The sequence below is a fragment of the Chryseomicrobium palamuruense genome, assembly GCF_042649045.1.
In the GTDB taxonomy this organism is placed as follows: Bacteria; Bacillota; Bacilli; order Bacillales_A; family Planococcaceae; genus Chryseomicrobium; species Chryseomicrobium palamuruense.
Map to the genome: position 1 here is coordinate 80,941 of NZ_JBHSEF010000026.1, position 18,615 is coordinate 99,555.

The 18,615-nt window shown below is 42.0% G+C and carries 16 protein-coding genes; 15 read left to right on the forward strand and 1 reads right to left on the reverse strand.

Features of this window, described 5'->3' with window-relative positions; all coding sequences use genetic code 11:
• The 5 genes from accD to ACFO0S_RS12785 all read left to right on the forward strand — a co-directional run bounded on the left by accD (position 1) and on the right by ACFO0S_RS12785 (position 5,108).
• A complete protein-coding gene (accD, locus tag ACFO0S_RS12765) occupies positions 1–864 on the forward strand; it encodes an acetyl-CoA carboxylase, carboxyltransferase subunit beta (protein ID WP_378142483.1) in 864 nt (287 codons plus the stop codon).
• Positions 858–1,811 (forward strand): acetyl-CoA carboxylase carboxyl transferase subunit alpha, encoded by a 954-nt coding sequence (accA, locus tag ACFO0S_RS12770; protein ID WP_378142484.1) that lies wholly within the window; start codon positions 858–860, stop codon positions 1,809–1,811. The genes accD and accA overlap by 7 nt, the downstream gene beginning before the upstream one ends.
• 161 nt (positions 1,812–1,972) lie before the next feature.
• Complete coding sequence (gene pfkA, locus ACFO0S_RS12775) at positions 1,973–2,932, forward strand: 6-phosphofructokinase (RefSeq protein WP_378142485.1); 960 nt, start codon at positions 1,973–1,975, stop codon at positions 2,930–2,932.
• Positions 2,933–2,948: 16 nt separating this feature from the next.
• Positions 2,949–4,709, forward strand: a complete 1,761-nt coding sequence (gene pyk / locus ACFO0S_RS12780; RefSeq protein WP_378142486.1) for a pyruvate kinase — start codon at positions 2,949–2,951, stop codon at positions 4,707–4,709.
• Between the two features lie 12 nt (positions 4,710–4,721).
• Positions 4,722–5,108, forward strand: a complete 387-nt coding sequence (locus ACFO0S_RS12785) for an FxsA family protein (protein ID WP_378142487.1) — start codon at positions 4,722–4,724, stop codon at positions 5,106–5,108.
• A gap of 25 nt (positions 5,109–5,133) precedes the next feature.
• Here the strand turns inward: ACFO0S_RS12785 and ACFO0S_RS12790 are convergent, their stop codons facing one another.
• The gene (locus ACFO0S_RS12790) at positions 5,134–6,069 is read right to left on the reverse strand and encodes an AI-2E family transporter (protein WP_378142488.1); all 936 of its coding nucleotides are present in this window, start codon (positions 6,067–6,069) and stop codon (positions 5,134–5,136) included.
• Positions 6,070–6,232: 163 nt separating this feature from the next.
• Here ACFO0S_RS12790 and citZ point away from each other — a divergent pair, with 163 nt between their 5' ends.
• From citZ to mutM, 10 genes are all read left to right on the forward strand, one after another.
• Complete coding sequence (citZ, locus tag ACFO0S_RS12795) at positions 6,233–7,348, forward strand: citrate synthase (RefSeq protein ID WP_378142489.1); 1,116 nt, start codon at positions 6,233–6,235, stop codon at positions 7,346–7,348.
• Between the two features lie 82 nt (positions 7,349–7,430).
• On the forward strand, positions 7,431–8,696 hold the full coding sequence (gene icd / locus ACFO0S_RS12800) for an NADP-dependent isocitrate dehydrogenase (RefSeq protein WP_378142490.1): 1,266 nt from the start codon (positions 7,431–7,433) through the stop codon (positions 8,694–8,696).
• Between the two features lie 292 nt (positions 8,697–8,988).
• Complete coding sequence (locus tag ACFO0S_RS12805; protein ID WP_378142491.1) at positions 8,989–9,465, forward strand: hotdog family protein; 477 nt, start codon at positions 8,989–8,991, stop codon at positions 9,463–9,465.
• Between the two features lie 51 nt (positions 9,466–9,516).
• Complete coding sequence (locus tag ACFO0S_RS12810) at positions 9,517–10,224, forward strand: response regulator transcription factor (protein ID WP_378142492.1); 708 nt, start codon at positions 9,517–9,519, stop codon at positions 10,222–10,224.
• The gene (gene pnpS, locus ACFO0S_RS12815) at positions 10,221–11,681 is read left to right on the forward strand and encodes a two-component system histidine kinase PnpS (protein ID WP_378142493.1); all 1,461 of its coding nucleotides are present in this window, start codon (positions 10,221–10,223) and stop codon (positions 11,679–11,681) included. Before ACFO0S_RS12810 ends, pnpS begins: the two co-directional genes overlap by 4 nt.
• A gap of 11 nt (positions 11,682–11,692) precedes the next feature.
• Entirely contained in the window at positions 11,693–12,913 is a 1,221-nt protein-coding gene (locus tag ACFO0S_RS12820) for a carboxylate--amine ligase (protein WP_378142494.1), read from the forward strand.
• 179 nt (positions 12,914–13,092) lie between these two features.
• On the forward strand, positions 13,093–14,052 hold the full coding sequence (hflK, locus tag ACFO0S_RS12825; protein ID WP_378142495.1) for an FtsH protease activity modulator HflK: 960 nt from the start codon (positions 13,093–13,095) through the stop codon (positions 14,050–14,052).
• The gene (gene hflC / locus ACFO0S_RS12830; protein ID WP_378142496.1) at positions 14,049–15,029 is read left to right on the forward strand and encodes a protease modulator HflC; all 981 of its coding nucleotides are present in this window, start codon (positions 14,049–14,051) and stop codon (positions 15,027–15,029) included. Before hflK ends, hflC begins: the two co-directional genes overlap by 4 nt.
• A gap of 73 nt (positions 15,030–15,102) precedes the next feature.
• Positions 15,103–17,730 (forward strand): DNA polymerase I, encoded by a 2,628-nt coding sequence (polA, locus tag ACFO0S_RS12835; RefSeq protein WP_378142497.1) that lies wholly within the window; start codon positions 15,103–15,105, stop codon positions 17,728–17,730.
• A gap of 12 nt (positions 17,731–17,742) precedes the next feature.
• Positions 17,743–18,615: a bifunctional DNA-formamidopyrimidine glycosylase/DNA-(apurinic or apyrimidinic site) lyase gene (gene mutM, locus ACFO0S_RS12840; protein ID WP_378142498.1), complete on the forward strand. Its 873-nt coding sequence runs from the start codon at positions 17,743–17,745 to the stop codon at positions 18,613–18,615.

The window sequence follows — 18,615 nt, forward strand, 5'->3', positions numbered from 1 at the left end:
ATGATCCGTGAGCTATTTGCAAAAAACAAAGTGAAATACGCAACGATTCCAAAAAAAGAACATAAAAACGACGTTCCAGAAGGGATTATGACCAAGTGTCCTTCATGTAAGAAAAATTTATTTACCAAAGATATTGAAGCTAACTTGTGGGTTTGCCCAAATTGTGACCACCACTATCCATTGAATGCCAAGCAGCGTGTCGCTACACTTCTAAAAGTCGAGGGGCAGACTTCTTTTGATAATGACTTACAGACAACAAATCCTTTAGAGTTTCCAGGATACACGGAGAAGATTCTTTCCGACCAGAAAAAGACGGGATTAAACGAAGCTGTATGGACAGGGGAAGGTGTTTTAGAAGAATCGAAAGTAGTTGTTGCCATCATGGATTCAACATTCCGCATGGGGTCAATGGGGTCTGTGGTTGGAGAAAAAATTACTCGTGCGATTGAATACGCGACAAAGCATCAATTGCCTATTATTATTTTCACAGCAAGTGGTGGTGCACGAATGCAAGAAGGTGTGTTATCTCTTATGCAAATGGCAAAAACCAGTGTGGCGCTAAATGCCCATCGACGTGCAGGACTTTTGTTTATTTCCGTCATGACCCATCCGACTACGGGTGGTGTATCGGCAAGCTTTGCTTCACTAGGGGATATTAACTTAGCTGAACCTAAAGCGCTGATTGGCTTTGCCGGTCGCCGCGTAATCGAACAAACCGTTCGCGAAAAACTCCCGGAAGATTTTCAAACAGCCGAGTTTTTACTTGAAAAAGGTCAACTAGATGCGGTGGTTCACCGTCACCAAATGAAGCATACGCTCAGCAATTTAGTTCGTCTTCACAGTAAGGAGGAAGTGCAGTGGTAAAACCATTACCGTTTGAAGAACCGATAATTAAGTTACACGATAAAATTGAAGAACTAAAAACATATACGAAGCAAGCAGATGTCGATTTGACAGATGAGATCACGACATTAGAAGAACGCTTAGAGCAGCTGCGGAAAGAAATCTACTCCAATTTACAGCCGTGGGATCGTGTCCAAATTGCCCGTCATTCGGCCCGCCCAACGACATACGATTATATAGATGCCATTGTGACGGACTTTATTGAGCTTCACGGGGACCGAACCTATGGAGATGATGCAGCGATTGTTGGAGGCATCGGGCGTATAGAAGGCAATCCGGTTACGATTATCGGACATCAACGCGGTCGTGACACGAAAGAGAATGTACGTCGCAACTTTGGAATGCCGCACCCTGAAGGGTATAGAAAAGCTCTTCGATTAATGAAACAAGCCGAACAGTTTGGTCGACCGATAATTTGTCTCATTGACACAAAGGGAGCGTACCCTGGAAAAGCAGCTGAAGAACGTGGTCAGAGTGAAGCAATCGCACGGAATCTGATTGAAATGGCCGACCTCAAAGTCCCAGTGGTAAGTATTATCATAGGGGAAGGTGGAAGTGGAGGGGCACTTGCCCTTGGTGTAGGAAATCACGTCCATATGCTTGAGAACAGCACGTATTCTGTCATCTCACCGGAAGGAGCAGCGTCCATTCTATGGAAGGATGCGACCATGGCTCGAAAAGCAGCGGAATCCATGAAAATTACGGCTCCAGATTTGCAGCAGATGGGCATCATTGACGCCATTATCCCAGAAGCTGAAGGAGGCGCCCACTTAGACAAAAAACAACAAGCAGAATTTATAAAAGAGACGATTGTTGCGTCGTTTAAAGAACTTGCCAATCTAACGCAGGAGGAGCTTGTTTCGCAGCGCTATGAAAAATTTGCTAAAATAGGTGCCTTCTCTTCCTAAATAAATTCATTCATTGACCTTTTTTCTTTCGAGGAGAAAGGTTTTTTCGACCTCTTTAAAAAAAATTCGAATTAAAGCGTTTTCATGGCTTTGCCCTTTAGACATCTGACAACCTAAGTGATAAGCTAAATAGAGATAAGCATTCTGGAGGAGGACTTCCTGTGAAAAGAATTGCAGTACTAACAAGTGGCGGCGACGCTCCTGGCATGAACCCGGCCATTCGAGCAGTAGTTCGTAAAGGAATTTATGAAGGCCTCGAAGTCGTGGGTATTTATAATGGATACCAAGGGCTTATTGAAGGAAAAATGGAACCGATGACACTCGGTTTTGTAGGAGATATCATTCAACGTGGTGGTACGAAGCTGTATTCCGCTCGTTGCCCAGAATTTCAAACTGAAGAAGGACAGAAAAAAGCACTCGAGCAATTAAAAAAACATGAAATCGATGGGCTGGTCGTCATTGGTGGGGACGGATCGTACCGCGGATCGATGATTTTAACGAAACAGGGAATTCCTTGTGTAGGTGTACCTGGAACCATTGATAATGACATCCCTGGAACAGACTATACACTAGGGTTTGATACAGCACTCAATACGGTAGTGGAAGCCATCGATAAAATTCGTGATACCGCAACGTCACATGAACGGACGTTTATTATCGAGGTCATGGGACGCGATGCAGGAGATATAGCCGTCTGGGCAGGACTTGCTGGCGGAGCAGAAACCATTTTAATTCCGGAAGTCGATGAATCCATGGAGTCTATTGTGAAACGACTGAATAGTGGTTCGGAGCGGGGTAAAAAACATAGTATCATTATTGTGGCAGAAGGTGTCATGAGCGGAACAGAATTTGCTGAGAAACTAAAAGACTATACGGACATCGATACACGTGTATCGGTACTTGGTCACATTCAACGTGGTGGAACACCTTCTGGACGAGATCGCGTAATGGCGTCCTTGTTCGGCGCGAAAGCCGTAGAAGTTTTACTTCAAAATAAAGGCGGACGGGCCATCGGTCTCCGAAGAAATGAAGTTGTCGATTACGATATGCAGGAAGCTTTCGAAGGAAGTCATGTATTCGATCTATCGATGTATCAACTGTCTAAAGAATTATCTATCTAAGTGAGGAGAAACTAGAATGCGTAAAACAAAGATTGTATGTACGATTGGACCAGCAAGTGAATCAGAGGAAATGTTAGAGAAGTTAATCTTGGCAGGGATGAATGTCGCTCGTCTAAACTTCTCACACGGAAGTCACGAGGAGCACGGAGCACGAATCACCCGAATCCGCAATGTAGCCAAACGTTTAAATAAAATTGTCGGAATCTTGCTGGATACAAAAGGTCCTGAAATCCGCACTCATAAAATGGAAAACGATGCGATTGAATTGTCGACAGGTCAACGAATCGCGATTTCAACAAGTGAAGTGTTAGGAAATGCAGAAGTATTTTCGATTACGTATGAAAAATTGATTGAAGATGTAGCAGAAGGTTCGGTCATCTTACTCGACGATGGGTTAATCGAATTAGAAGTAGAATCAATTGATGCAGAAGCTGGAAAAATCCATACACGTGTTATTAATGCGGGAACATTGAAAAACAACAAAGGTGTCAATGTTCCGGGTGTATCTGTGCAACTACCTGGTATTACTGAGAAAGATGCCCAGGATATCTTATTTGGAATTGAACAAGATGTCGATTTCATTGCGGCTTCCTTCGTACGTCGCGACACAGATGTACTCGAAATTCGCGAATTACTTGAGCAAAATGGTGGCGCACATATTCAAATCGTTCCAAAAATTGAAAACCAAGAAGGTGTCGATAATATCGATAAAATCTTGGAGGTCTCTGATGGCTTAATGGTTGCTCGTGGAGATCTTGGTGTTGAAATTCCTGCAGAAGAAGTACCACTTGTTCAAAAAACATTGATTGAAAAATGTAATGATTTAGGGAAGCCTGTAATCACTGCTACTCAAATGCTCGATTCGATGCAGCGCAATCCACGACCAACACGTGCAGAAGCTTCAGACGTGGCAAACGCAATTTTAGATGGTACAGATGCCATCATGTTATCAGGAGAAACTGCAGCTGGTATGTATCCAGTGGAATCTGTGGAGACAATGGATAAGATTGCACTTCGAACTGAAAAAGCAGTAGATTATCGTTCGATTGTTGGGAAATTGAGTAAAAAACGCGACGTGAATATGACGGACGCGATTGGCCAAGCGGTAGCTCATACATCTCTTAACCTTAATATAAAAGCAGTTATTGCACCTACAGAAAGTGGTCATACAGCTCGTATCATTTCTAAATTCCGACCAGGTGTGCCGATTATTGGTGTAACATCAAGCGAGCGACCTGCTCGTAAGCTTTCACTAGTATGGGGCGTCTATCCAATTATTGGAGAAAGAGTATCTACAACGGATGAAATTCTAGAAACTTCGATAGAAGATAGCATCGACCATGGATATGTCTCACATGGAGATGTTGTGATCATCACTGCAGGTGTTCCAGTAGGTAAAGCTGGATCGACGAATCTGATGAAAGTGCATATCATTGGAGATATGGTCGCACGTGGACAAGGAATTGGTAAGTCAACAGCAATAGGGAATGCATATGTCATCAAGCCTGGTGAAACGGTAGATGCTGCGAGAGCGGAAAACAAAATTCTGGTCACTGTCGGGACAGATAAAGAGATGGTGCCTGCTATTGAACGTTGTGCAGGTCTGATTGCGGAAGAAGGTGGACTCACTAGCCATGCTGCAGTTGTGGGGTTAACCCTCGGTAAACCTGTAATTGTAGGTGTCGACAATGCGACAAACTTGATAGAGTCGGATCAAGAAATTACAATTGATGCAGAGTCTGGTGCAATTTATCATGGTCAGGCACATATTATTTAAGGACGTGACGTCTTGAAATATTTGATTGCAGCAGCTATCTTTTTACCGATTATTGAGATGATTCTGTTCGTAACAATCGGAAAAGCGATTGGCGTCTTTTGGACAATCGGTCTAATTTTTCTTTCGGGAATTGTGGGTTTGTATGTCGTGAAAACTGTAGGAATTCAAGCTTTTAAAGAATTACCAAGACAAATGGAACGAGGAGAGCATCCTGCCAATACGGTCGTGGATGGGGTACTTCTCGGAATTGGTGCTATTTTGGTCATTCTCCCTGGCTTTTTCACAGATTTATTCGGACTGTCTCTACTTTTTGCACCGACGCGAAAATTGTATCGGCCTTTCATCAACCGCTTTATTCAGAAAAAGATACGAAAAGGGAATATTATTATTGTTCGTTAACACATCGCCTGATTCTGATTTGGAGTCAGGCGTTTTTTATGTTCAGTTCACTTAAGGCTATAAATAGCAAAGGGAGTAATAATAAGCCTTTGACCCCTAAAATAACAACAAGGCTCGTCAGACTAATAAGCAGAAGGAAGGTTGGAATTCGTATCGATTGTTTCCACAACAACGGTTCCAATAATTGACGTGAAATTACGACAAAAACAAACATGATGAGTGTTATGGTCGCAATCATCCATTGGTCAGTCAAATACCCATAGAGAGAAAAGGGGATGTAAAACAAGCTGATCCCAATAAACGGTATCAAGTCTGCTAAAGCGACAAGAAATCCAATAAAAAAAGGTTGGGGAATATGAAGTAACCAAGCAAATAGCGCTGTTGCAGACCATGTGAAGGCAAATAAGATGAGCTCATTTCGAAAAAACAAAGCACTCATTGACTGAACTCGTTGAATGGTTTGTTTATATCGATATCTTTTCTCGAACGGAACAAGAGTCAGATACCAATCAGGTTGTCGATAAAATTGAAAGCTAGCGCTAAAGAAAATTAAGAGAAACAACAAAAAATCCATAAGAATCGATGACGAGTGCGTGAAGGATGCCAAAATCGTTTCCATGGTAACCATTTCTTCAGCCATCATTTGTAGCGACGAAGATGAGAAAAAGAACGTAGCATGATTTAGTAAGTAGTCTATAAAGACATGAACTTTAGGAAGGAATTTTTCGGCAGATTGATACAAGAGCAATGTTACTAGTGCAACGACCGTACCGATTCCAATCCCGTAGAGCAATAAACCCATCTTAGGAAACCGTTGATGTTGTCTTTGCTGCATGATTGGTGTCAGAGTAAATGCAAAAAACACACCTAAATAAATGGGCGTCAACCAGTAAACAGCAATGGTACTAATCAGTAAAAGAAGGCTCCATTTTATATAAACGGATTGTGACCGAACATTCATCAATTTCATCCAATCTTTTCAAAAAATTAGGAAATAAAGTGTTGCGCAATTGTTATTTATTTATAAATTCAAGCGTTTTCATTCACAAACCCGCCATAATTAGCTATAATACGAGAGGTAAGGTTTATAAGGTACATACTCGATTTAAAGGAGAGAGACACACATGACATCCACACGTGGACTTGAAGGTGTTGTAGCTACACAATCAGCGATCAGTTCGATTATCGATGATACGCTAACGTATGTAGGCTATGATATTGACGATTTAGCAAACAATGCGAGTTTTGAAGAGGTTGTCTACCTTTTATGGCATCAGCGTCTTCCTAAACAAGACGAATTGGATCAGTTAAAGCAACAACTTGCTGAGCATATGGCAGTTCCAGATGAAGTGCTTGCTCATTTCAAAACCTATGATATTAAGTCAGTTCATCCTATGACCGCACTCCGTACAGCCGTATCGATGTTAGGTTTGTTCGACGAAGCAGCTGAAGATATGTCAGATGAAGCAAACTACTTGAAAGCAATCAAACTACAAGCGAAGTTACCTACGCTTGTAACAGCTTTTGCACGTGTACGTAAAGGGGAAGAGCCTGTACAACCACGTCACGACTTAACGTATGCAGCTAACTTCTTATACATGTTATCTGGTAAAGAACCAGAAGCTATCGAAGTGGAAGCATTTGATAAAGCACTAGTATTACACGCCGATCATGAATTAAATGCTTCTACGTTTACTGCACGTGTTTGTGTGGCTACATTATCTGACATGTATTCAGGTGTTGTCGCAGCTCTCGGTGCGTTAAAAGGACCACTTCACGGCGGAGCGAACGAGCAAGTAATGAAGATGTTATCGGAAATCGGATCTGTGGAAAATGTAGAGTCATACATTCAAACAAAACTAGATAACAAAGAAAAAATCATGGGCTTTGGTCACCGCGTATATCGCAAAGGCGACCCTCGTGCTAAACACTTACGTGAAATGTCACAGAAATTGACAACACTTCGTGGAGAGTCGAAATGGTATGAGATGTCTGTTAAAATTGATGAGTTGGTAACAGGTCAAAAAAATCTTCCACCAAATGTGGATTTCTACTCAGCTTCTGTTTACCACTCACTGAATATTGACCATGATTTGTTCACACCAATTTTCGCAGTTTCTCGTGTATCTGGATGGACAGCTCACATCTTGGAACAATATGCAGATAACCGTCTGATTCGTCCACGTGCTGAGTATACAGGACCTGGCATGCAGACTTATGTACCAATTAACGAACGTTAATTAGTACGAACTAAAGAGAGTGGGGCTACCGCATGTTATGCGACTAGCCCTTTACGTATGATTTATAGGAGGAGACATGACAATGACAAACGGTAAAATTACTGTAGAAAATGGCGTACTAAATGTACCTAACGAGCCAATTATTCCTTTCATCGAAGGTGACGGAACGGGTCCAGATATTTGGGCTGCAGCTGTTCGCGTCTTAGATGCTTCTGTAGAAAAAGCATTTGGCGGTGAGAAAAAGATTCAGTGGAAAGAAGTTTTAGCTGGAGAAAAGGCATTCAACCAAACGGGTGAGTGGTTACCACAGGAAACTTTGGACACAATCGATAAGTACCTTCTTGCAATTAAAGGTCCTCTTACAACACCAATTGGGGGAGGAATTCGTTCTCTAAACGTAGCTCTTCGTCAAGAATTAGATCTATATGCATGTGTACGCCCAGTACGCTACTTCGACGGTGTTCCTTCGCCAGTTCGTCGTCCAGAAGATACAGACATGGTCATCTTCCGTGAAAACACAGAAGATATCTATGCTGGAATCGAGTATGCTAAAGGTTCTGACGAAGTGAAGAAATTAATCGACTTCTTACAAGGTGAGATGGGCGTTAAAAACATTCGTTTCCCTGAAACATCTGGTATCGGTATTAAACCAGTTTCTGAAGAAGGAACAAAGCGTTTAGTCCGTGCTTCTCTTGAGTATGTCATCAAAGAAGGCCGTCAATCATTAACACTAGTTCACAAAGGGAACATCATGAAGTTCACTGAGGGAGCTTTCAAAAACTGGGGTTACGAAGTAGCTGAACAAGAATTCGGTGACAAAGTATTCACTTGGAATCAATACGATAAGATTAAAGAAGAGCAAGGTACAGAAGCTGCTGACAAAGCACAAAATGATGCACTTGCATCTGGCAAAATCTTAGTAAAAGATTCAATTGCCGATATCTTCTTGCAACAAATCTTGACGCGTCCTAAAGAGTTCGATGTAGTAGCTACAATGAACTTGAACGGTGATTACATTTCGGATGCACTTGCTGCTCAAGTTGGTGGTATCGGTATCGCACCAGGCGCAAACATCAACTACGTGACAGGTCACGCGATCTTCGAAGCAACTCATGGTACAGCTCCAAAATACGCGGGTCTTGATAAAGTAAACCCATCTTCAGTTATTCTTTCAGGAGTATTGATGCTTGAGCATCTTGGTTGGACGGAAGCAGCGAAACTAATCATGGACTCTATGGAGAAAACAATTTCTTCTAAAGTTGTAACTTATGACTTCGCCCGTTTAATGGACGGCGCAACAGAAGTAAAATGTTCTGAGTTCGCTGATGAACTAATCAAAAACATGTAATTCACTCTAACCAGTCTCTTCGGAGGCTGGTTTTCTTACAACCATGAAGCTTTTCCAAAGTCTCAGTTCAACAGTGGGACTTAGCGGCACGCTGATCCTCTGGAAGTCTTCGGTTTTGGGCCACTTTCTTCTTTTCCGACTTCCTCAGGTAGTAATGCATCTTATCTAATTTGAAGTTACATCTGTAGTAATTGAAATGACGCATCCTAAATGCATTTGTGAAAATTAAGTGGCGGAGTTGTGACGATGTTTGATAAACTGAGGGTAAGTGCTTGGATGAGGAGGACTCTGAATGTTTCTCGGAAAAAAACGCAAATTGGGACGTAAAATTGAAGACATGTCCGTGGGTGAAAAGCTTGTTATTACTGAGAAAATCGAAGACAAAGATTTATTGCTTTATTTAGGACTTACCAATGATGCCAATCCGCTCTATATTCAACATGATTACGCGATGAATACGAACTATGAAAAACCAATCGTGCCATCCATCATGTTAACAGGAATCGTAACATCTGCGGTTTCAAAGTACTTACCAGGTCCAGGTTCACATGTGATTCAACAGCATATAAAATATCCGAATGCAGCTTATCACTATGCGACACTCGATTTCCTCTTTGAAGTGGAATCATTAGATATCGAAACCAATGTAGCTATTATTAGAGTTCATGCAAAAAATGAAGAGGGTCAATCTGTGATTGAAGGAACACTTCATGTCAAACCGCCAAAGATTTCAGACCGTATGACTGAGCAAGCAATGGAAAATTTCTAAGTTTCTCTGGTTTGAAAAGGGGTTTTCAAATCAATAGGAGGTACATAGAAAATGGCGAAAATACTTGTTGTGGAAGATGAACAATCGATTCAAACGTTACTTACGTACAATTTAAATGAAGCTGGTCATGACGTTGTGAATGCCATGGATGGAAAAGAAGGTTTAGAGTTGGCACAAACTGAACAACCGGACTTGATCTTGCTCGACTGGATGTTGCCACAAATGGACGGAATGGAAGTGTGTAAACAGTTACGTTTGCAGAAAAATTTGGTGCCTATCATTATGTTGACTGCAAAAGATGCCGAGTTCGATAAAGTTCTTGGACTGGAGTTAGGTGCAGACGATTATATGACGAAACCATTTAGTCCACGGGAAGTGCTTGCTCGAGTCAAAGCCTTGCTTCGGCGTGCCCAGCATTCCGAAACCACTGATTTTGCAAATGGCGAAAAGCGCTATCAGTTTGGCGATCTCTTGATCTATCCGGAACGCTTTGAAGTAACAAAAGGCGGAGAGCGACTTGAATTCACACCAAAAGAATTTGAGCTTCTTGTTCATTTAGTTGAAAATAAAAATCGAGTTTTGACACGTGATCAACTTTTAAGCTCGGTTTGGAACTATGATTTTGCAGGTGATACGCGGATTGTCGACGTGCACGTAAGCCATGTTCGTGAAAAGATTGAAGAGAATAGTCGCAAGCCCCTCTATATTAAGACGATTCGTGGACTTGGGTATAAATTTGAGGAGCCGAAAAAGGGATGAAAACCTTCTATAGTCGCTTGCTCTTAGTGTTTGCTGTCCTCTATGCCATTTTACTTTCGTTAGTTGGCATTGTCCTCGGACAGCTTTTTCCAATTGTCATAAGACAACGAGTGGAACTGCACTCTTCTAGAGAAGAAGCGTCCGAGTTCATGCAATGGATTAGCGAGGATAGTGTGATTTATTCCACTCTATTAAGTGTTGTCTTGCTTGTTTTTTATGTTGCCTCGTTGTGGATTACAAGTCTAGTGATTGCCCGCTACATTAAACCAATCGATGATATTTCACAAACAGCGATTCAGTTAGCGGACGGCAACTATACCGCTCGGGTCTATGAAGACGATTTAACAGGTATAACACCGCTCACGAACTCGCTTAATGTGCTCGCTCGAAATCTACAAGAAATGAGCCAATTAAGAGAATCCGAACAAGAGCGTTTAAAAACTCTCATTGAAACGATGGGGTCCGGATTAATTGTACTCGGGCGCTCGGGCGACATCTCCATTATGAATAGACCATTCAGCGAGTGGTTTACTATTGATTTTAAACAAGCGCAGTCTAAAAATTATCAAGATATCGGTCTTCCGAAAGAGCTTGAAAAATTTGCTTATCAACTCCTGATGACAGAGACACCTACTCGACAACAAATTCCACTTGATACACTGAATGGATTGCGATATACCGAGTGTTATGGCGCGCCAATCATAGGGGAATATGGAAAATGGCTTGGGATGGTCATTGTTGTGCATGATATAACAGAACTAAAACGATTAGAGAAAGTTCGGCAGGACTTTGTAGCCAACGTCTCTCATGAATTAAAGACCCCTGTAACGTCTATCAAAGGATTTACAGAGACGCTACTATACGGAGCCTATAAAAAAGAAGAAACATTGCTTGAATTCTTGGAAATCATTAAACTAGAGAGTGATCGGTTGCAGCTATTAATCAATGATTTGCTTGATCTCTCGAAGATGGAGCAACAGTCCTTCGAATTGATGCGAAGACCGGTTTCAACGCAAACACTTTTCCAGCGGACCTTGCAATTGACACAACAGGCTTCAGAAGAAAAAAAGATTGCCATCGAACCTGAGCTGACGGAAGACGTCTTTTTACATGCGGATGAAAACAGACTTTTACAAGTCATGGTCAACCTAGTCAGCAATGCCATCACATACTCATCAGAACAAACGAAAATTACACTGAAGGCTTGGAAAGAAGATAGTTTTGGTGTACTTGAAGTGACAGATGAGGGGATAGGTATGGAGGCGGAAGAACTGACACGTATCTTTGAACGTTTTTACCGCATCGATAAGGCACGCTCACGCAACAGTGGAGGAACAGGACTAGGTCTTGCCATTGTGAAACACTTGGTGGAAGCACACCAAGGGAAAATCGAAGTGGCGAGTTCATCAGGAAAAGGCACAACATTTACGGTCTTCATTCCTCTCGCTCACTCATAATTTGGAGGCACATGATGCAACACGATTTTTTACCTATTATTGTAGGGACAGATATGAATGCCTATAACATGGCCATTTCTTTTCATGAGGAATATGGAATCCACCCAGTGCTCGTAGGAAAAGAAGAGATGTCTTTTACGAGCCTAAGTTCGATTCCACAAGCCATTGAATATGAGAAAAATCTATGGAACAAAGAAGCATTTGTTTCCATTTTAAAACGAATCGCACAAAAATATGCAGCACATAATCAACAGTTAGTACTTATCGGAACCAATGATTTTTATGTCCGCTTGATTATTGAACATCAAGATGAACTTCGTGAAGACTACGTATTTAATTACATGTCGGAAGAACTGATGAATAATCTCCTTGTGAAAAAAAACTTTTACCGGTTATGCGATGAGCACGGCTTGGATACACCGGAAACGTATTTTTACAGCTGTCGTGAACAAGGGATTTTTGACAAAGATGTTCGTTTTCCAATGATTGTCAAACCGAGCAATGGGGTTGAATACTATAAGAACAAGTTCCCTGGACAGCAGAAAGTGTATCGCGTGGAGTCTCTTCCGGAACTGCAACAAGTGTTAGATCAAGTCAATGCTTCTGGCTATCAAGAAGACATGATCATCCAAGATTTTATTCCGGGTGATGATACATTTATGTGGGATTCAGTATTCTATGTGAATTCTAAAGGGAAAGCGGAACTTGGGACACTTGCCCAAGTCGTCCTGCAAGAACATACGGTAACAGCAATCGGGAACTACACTGCGCTTGTTACTCGATACGATGAGGAGCTCCTGAAGAAACTGCAATACTTCTTAGAAGCCGTCGGGTACCAAGGATTTGCAAACTTTGATTTAAAGTACGATGCTCGAGACGGAAAATTTAAAGTATTCGAAGTGAATATTCGCCAAGGACGCTCAAGCTATTACACGACAGCTTGCGGCCATAACATGGCGAAATACATCGTTGACGATGTCATCCATTCCGAAGAAAAAGAATTGACGTATTTGAATACGGAGTATCTGTTCACAGTAGTACCTAAAATTGTGTTGCACAAATTTGTCGACAATCAAGAAGTGAACCAAGAATGTCGACGCTTGATTCGCCAGGGAAACTGGGGAAATCCGATGTTCTACAAGGCAGATACAAATTTCAAACGGAAATTTTATTTGTTTGCACGACAAGTGAACTATTACCGAAAATATAAAAATAACCAGTGGGATTCTTAACATAGAATTCATAATGGGTTAACAATCAAACCGTATGATGAGAGTAACCCCTTTTCCTACCAGGAAAAAGAAGGACCGGTGAGACATTGTCTTACCGGTTTTTCTTTTGTCGAAAGAAGGGTGAAACCATCGAGTGACTTGTCCGTATACATAGGTAGAACGTGAAAGGAGAACTACATATGACGTCCAAACGAATTCTTACGATCATCGGTGTATCGATTGTTGGCTTGATTGCCATTGTCGCATTGGCAACATCTTGGTACACTGTCGATGAATCCGAACAAGCTGTAGTCATTACATTTGGTGACGCAGGCGACCCAATTACAGAACCGGGGCTCAAATTTAAGATGCCTTGGCCAATACAAAAAGTTGAAAAATTATCAAAAGAAACATTTAGTCTCCAATTTGGCTATCAGCAAACAGCCGATGGTGAAATTGTTTCCTATGATAATGAAACCAAAATGATTACCGGAGACGACAATATCGTTCTTGCCGACTTAGTTGTACAGTGGCGTATCACGAGTCCACGTGACTACTTATTTAACTCAGAGGATCCACGTGAACTATTGCACTCTGCCACTTCTGCTTCTATCCGTTCCGTTATTGGGAGCTCAAAAATAGATGATGCCCTCACTTCCGGGAAAGCAGAAATTGAAGCAGCCACGCGGGATCTTTTAGCGGACCTCGTGACGAAATATGATATCGGAATTACAGTTTTATCCGTTAACCTACAAGACGTTGAATTACCAAATGAAGAAGTGCGACAAGCGTTCACAGCAGTACGTGATGCAGAAGAACAAAAAAATATTAAAGTGAACCAAGCAGGCCGATATGAGAACCAGCGATTTGGGGAAGCGAATGGTGAGAAAGATGCCATCATTTCTCAAGCTACTGGAGAAAAGATTGCCCGTGTGGAACAAGCACGCGGAGATGTCGCTTTATTTAATGAACTGTATGAAGAGTATCGATTAAATCAAGAAATCACACGTGATCGTTTGATCTTAGAGACGCTTGAATCGGTCTTACCGAATGCACAACTTTACATCATGAATGATGACAGTGGGACGATGACGTACTTGCCACTTGCAGGACCACGTCAAGCAGCTCCTGTTGCTACGGAAGGAAGTGACAACGAATGACCGGAAAAGATCCCAATTTCGTCTCGTTAGAAGAGCGATTTAATATGAATAAAAAGAAAAAGAGTGCGAATCCTAAATCACAAGTGGATATTGACTGGAAAAAACCCGGGAAACTGTTTGGTGGGTTGTTGCTGGCCTTTATCTTACTGATCATCCTGTTAACAAATATTTATGTTGTGCGAGAAGGGGAATACAAGATCGTCCGTCAGTTCGGTGAAATTGTCAAAGTCGTCAATGAACCAGGACTTGGCATGACAATTCCTTTCATTCAAAGTACCACCACGGTTCCTAAGTACTTAATGAACTATGAAATTTCAGAAGCAGAAATTAATACACTCGACAAACGGCGTATAATTATTGATAACTATGCAGTGTGGAAAGTAAACAATCCACAACTGATGATTGCCAACGCAGGAACACTTGTGAATGCGGAAGCACGGATGGAAGAATTCATCTACTCCGTCGTTCGTACCGAACTTGGCCGTTTGGCGTATGCTGAAATTATCAATGACGAGGACTCCTCACGCGGAAGTCTAGGTGAACAAGTCACGGCTCGAGTGAATGAACTGCTTGCTGCTGACAACTACGGAATCGAAGTCCTCGATGTGCGCATTAAACGTACGGACCTTCCCGTAGAAAACGAACAAGCAGTTTTCCAAGATATGATTTCTGAGCGTGAAAAAATTGCGCAGAAATTCTTATCAGAAGGGGACGCGGATAAACGTCGAATTGAAGCTGAGACGGATCGCCAAGTGCGTGAAATCATCGCCAATGCCGAACGTGAAGCAGCCGTTATTATTTCAGAAGGGGAAGCAGAAGCTGCTCGAATTTATAACGAATCCTTCTCGAAAGACCCAGAGTTCTACAATCTTTTCCGTACGTTAGAATCTTATAAATCAACCATTGGAGAAGACACGGTCATTATCTTACCTCCGGACTCTCCATATGCACGGATTCTTTCTGGAATCACAGAGTAATCAAAGCACCTTGCTTTCAGTCATGGTAAACTGAAAGCAAGGTTTTTTCTTTATTTAAAAAGGAGTGACGTATGTGTCCAAACAAAAAATCGTGTTAGTCGATGGCAACAGCCTTGCGTACCGTGCATTCTTTGCATTGCCTTTACTGACCAATGACCAAGGGATTCACACGAACGCAACATATGGATTTACGATGATGCTTCAAAAAATAGTGGAAGATGAAAATCCATCCCATGTGTTAATTGCATGGGATGCTGGTAAGACGACATTCCGCCATGCGACATTTAAAGAATATAAGGGCGGACGACAAAAGACGCCACCTGAACTCTCGGAACAATTTTCATACATTCGAAAACTTGTCGATGCGTACAACATCACTCAGTATGAACTCGAACAATACGAAGCCGATGACATTATCGGAACACTCTCCAAAAAAGCAGAAGAGCAAGACTTTGAAGTGGTCGTCATTAGCGGAGATAAAGATTTGACTCAGCTAGCAAGTGACCGAACGACTGTCCAGATTACTCGCAAAGGGATTACGGACCTTGAAATTTATACGCCTGCACATATCCAAGAGAAATACGGCTTAACGCCACTCCAAATCATCGACATGAAAGGATTCATGGGAGATGCATCCGATAACATACCGGGTGTACCGGGAGTTGGGGAGAAGACTGCCATTAAATTGTTAGTGGCTCACGAAAGTGTTGAAGGCGTGTATGAAAATATCGACGCGATGAAACCATCGAAGATGAAAGAAAAGCTTGTCGAAAACGAAGAACTCGCACATATCAGCAAACAACTCGCCACAATTGAACGGGACGCACCACTAACAATAGCAATAGATGACCTTACGTATGCGGGACCGAATATGGAAGAGGTGCATGCACTTTGGCAACAACTTCAGTTTAAAACACTTCTTGAGAAATCAGACTTCGCAACAGATACAAAAGAGATGGAAGCCATTTCTTACGAAGTGATTACGACATGGACACCGGAACATTTTAAGGAAGACATGGCTCTTCACATCGAATTGTTCGCAGAACATTATCACACGGCGGATGTACTGGCGGTTGCCGTCTTAACAGATAAAAAAGCGTACGTAATGGAGGGAAGCACGTCTTTTGAGCAACCAGCTTTTATCGAGTGGCTGAAGGATGAAACGAAAGCCAAGCGCTGCTATGATGTGAAGGCATTCCAAGCAGTTGCCAAACGATTTGGTAGCGAATTAAACGGAGCGTCATTTGATATGTTACTCGCTGCATATATTTCGGATCCATCGATATCGTCATCGCAAGATTTGTCGGCACTGTCGAAAGCTTTTGGCTACATGGAAGTGGACGGAGATGAAGCGGTATTTGGAAAAGGGGCGAAGAAAAAAGTTCCTGAAGCAGATGCTTTATTCACTCACACGGTTCGTAAAGCAGCTGCCGTGTGGCATTTAGAATCAACGATTGAAGCGAAATTAAAAGAAAATCAGCAATACGAACTCTATCATGAACTCGAACTTCCATTAGCGAGTGTATTAGGGGAAATGGAGTCGTTTGGTATACGTGTCGACAACGGTACACTGGAAGAGATGGGCTCTGAACTTAAAGGCCGCCTTGAAGAAATAGAGGCACATATTCACAAATTAGCAGGTGAAGAGTTCAATATTAATTCACCAAAGCAATTAGGTGTTATTTTATTTGAAAAACTTGGATTGCCAGCCCTCAAAAAGACGAAAACAGGGTACTCCACAGCAGCTGATGTTCTTGAAAAGCTTCAAGGCAAACATGAAATTATCGAGCATATTTTACTATACCGTCAACTTGGAAAACTTCAGTCAACGTACATTGAAGGTCTGTTAAAAGAAATTCACAAGGACGGAAAAGTGCATACCCGTTATCAGCAAGCTCTCACATCGACCGGACGACTAAGTTCGATACACCCGAACTTGCAAAATATCCCGATTCGTATTGAAGAAGGTCGGAAAATCCGGAAAGCCTTTGTGCCTTCAGAAAAGAACTGGGTATTATTTGCTGCCGATTACTCTCAGATCGAGCTTCGTGTAATGGCTCATATGTCGCAAGATGAAAAGCTCATGGCTGCATTTAAAGAAGATAGAGATATCCACACGCAAACAGCGGTTGATGTCTTTGGTGTGTCACCTGATGATGTGACACCGAATATGCGCCGAGCAGCAAAAGCGGTTAACTTTGGAATTATTTATGGCATCAGTGATTACGGTCTTTCGCAGAGTTTAAATATTACACGAAAAGAAGCCGCTGAATTCATTGAAAACTACTTAACCAGCTTTCCTGGGGTGAAACGATTTATGGACGCCGCAATCCAAAGTGCAAAAGAAAAAGGATACGTTACGACCATAATGAATCGTCGTCGCTATTTGCCTGAGATCACAAGTTCGAATTTCAATTTAAGAGCTTTTGCAGAACGGACGGCCATGAATACACCCATTCAAGGCAGTGCCGCCGATATCATTAAAAAAGCGATGATTGATATGGATAAAGAACTAGAAGAACGCGGTTTGAAAACAAAAATGCTCCTTCAAGTTCACGATGAATTAATATTTGAAGTACCTCATCATGAACTTGCCATTATTGAAGAGCTCGTACCACGTGTGATGGAGCAGGCAGTAGAATTGTCTGTTCCTTTGAAAGCAGATTTTGCGCACGGAGATACCTGGTACGATACGAAGTAAGGAGGGCATATTATGCCAGAATTACCGGAGGTAGAAGGGGTCGTTGAGTCCCTTCGACCTTTTGTTATTGATCAAACAATTGAAGAAGTGGAAGTTTCGAAACAACTTTTAGTGAGCCATGAAGCGGGAAAAGCAGCCATTATTAAAGGGTGTTCACCTGAAGAACTCATACGTGAGCTACCTGGCTACCGCATTACTGCACTGACTCGGAAATCGAAATATATGTACTTTGCGTTGCAGCGTAAAAATGAAGAAGCACTGCTTGTTGGTCATTTAGGAATGACAGGAGCTTGGTTTCCAGTTGAAACGGAAGAAGCTATACAAGAAGATAAATTTCGTAAGCATATCCACGTAAAATTGAGATTGTCCGGAGGCTACTGGCTCATCTATTCTGATATTCGTCGTTTCGGGGAATTACGGCTTTTACAGCAAGAAGCGGATTATCCGCCGCTCCTGCAGATGGCACCCGAACCGTTTACGGAAGAAGGGCGCCAACATTACCTCTCGATGTCAGAAATTGCAAAATACAGAAATAAACCAGTCAAAGGATTTATTATGGATGGCCATGTGTTGTCCGGCTGTGGAAATATATATGCGACCGAAGCGTTATTCCGGATGAAGATTCACCCGAACCGAAAAGTAGCACGCATCTCTAAATCTCGACTAAATGCTTTATATGACACTATTGTGGATGTGTTGAACGAAGGTATTGCGCGCGGCGGAAGTAGTATTTCGGATTACCGCAACGTCAATGGTGGAGCCGGAAGTATGCAGCATTTCTTGCAAATGTACGGGAAGAAGATGTGCTCAACATGTCTTACAGAGACAAAACAACTCATCATTGCTGGACGAACATCCACATATTGTCCAAAATGTCAGCGTTAG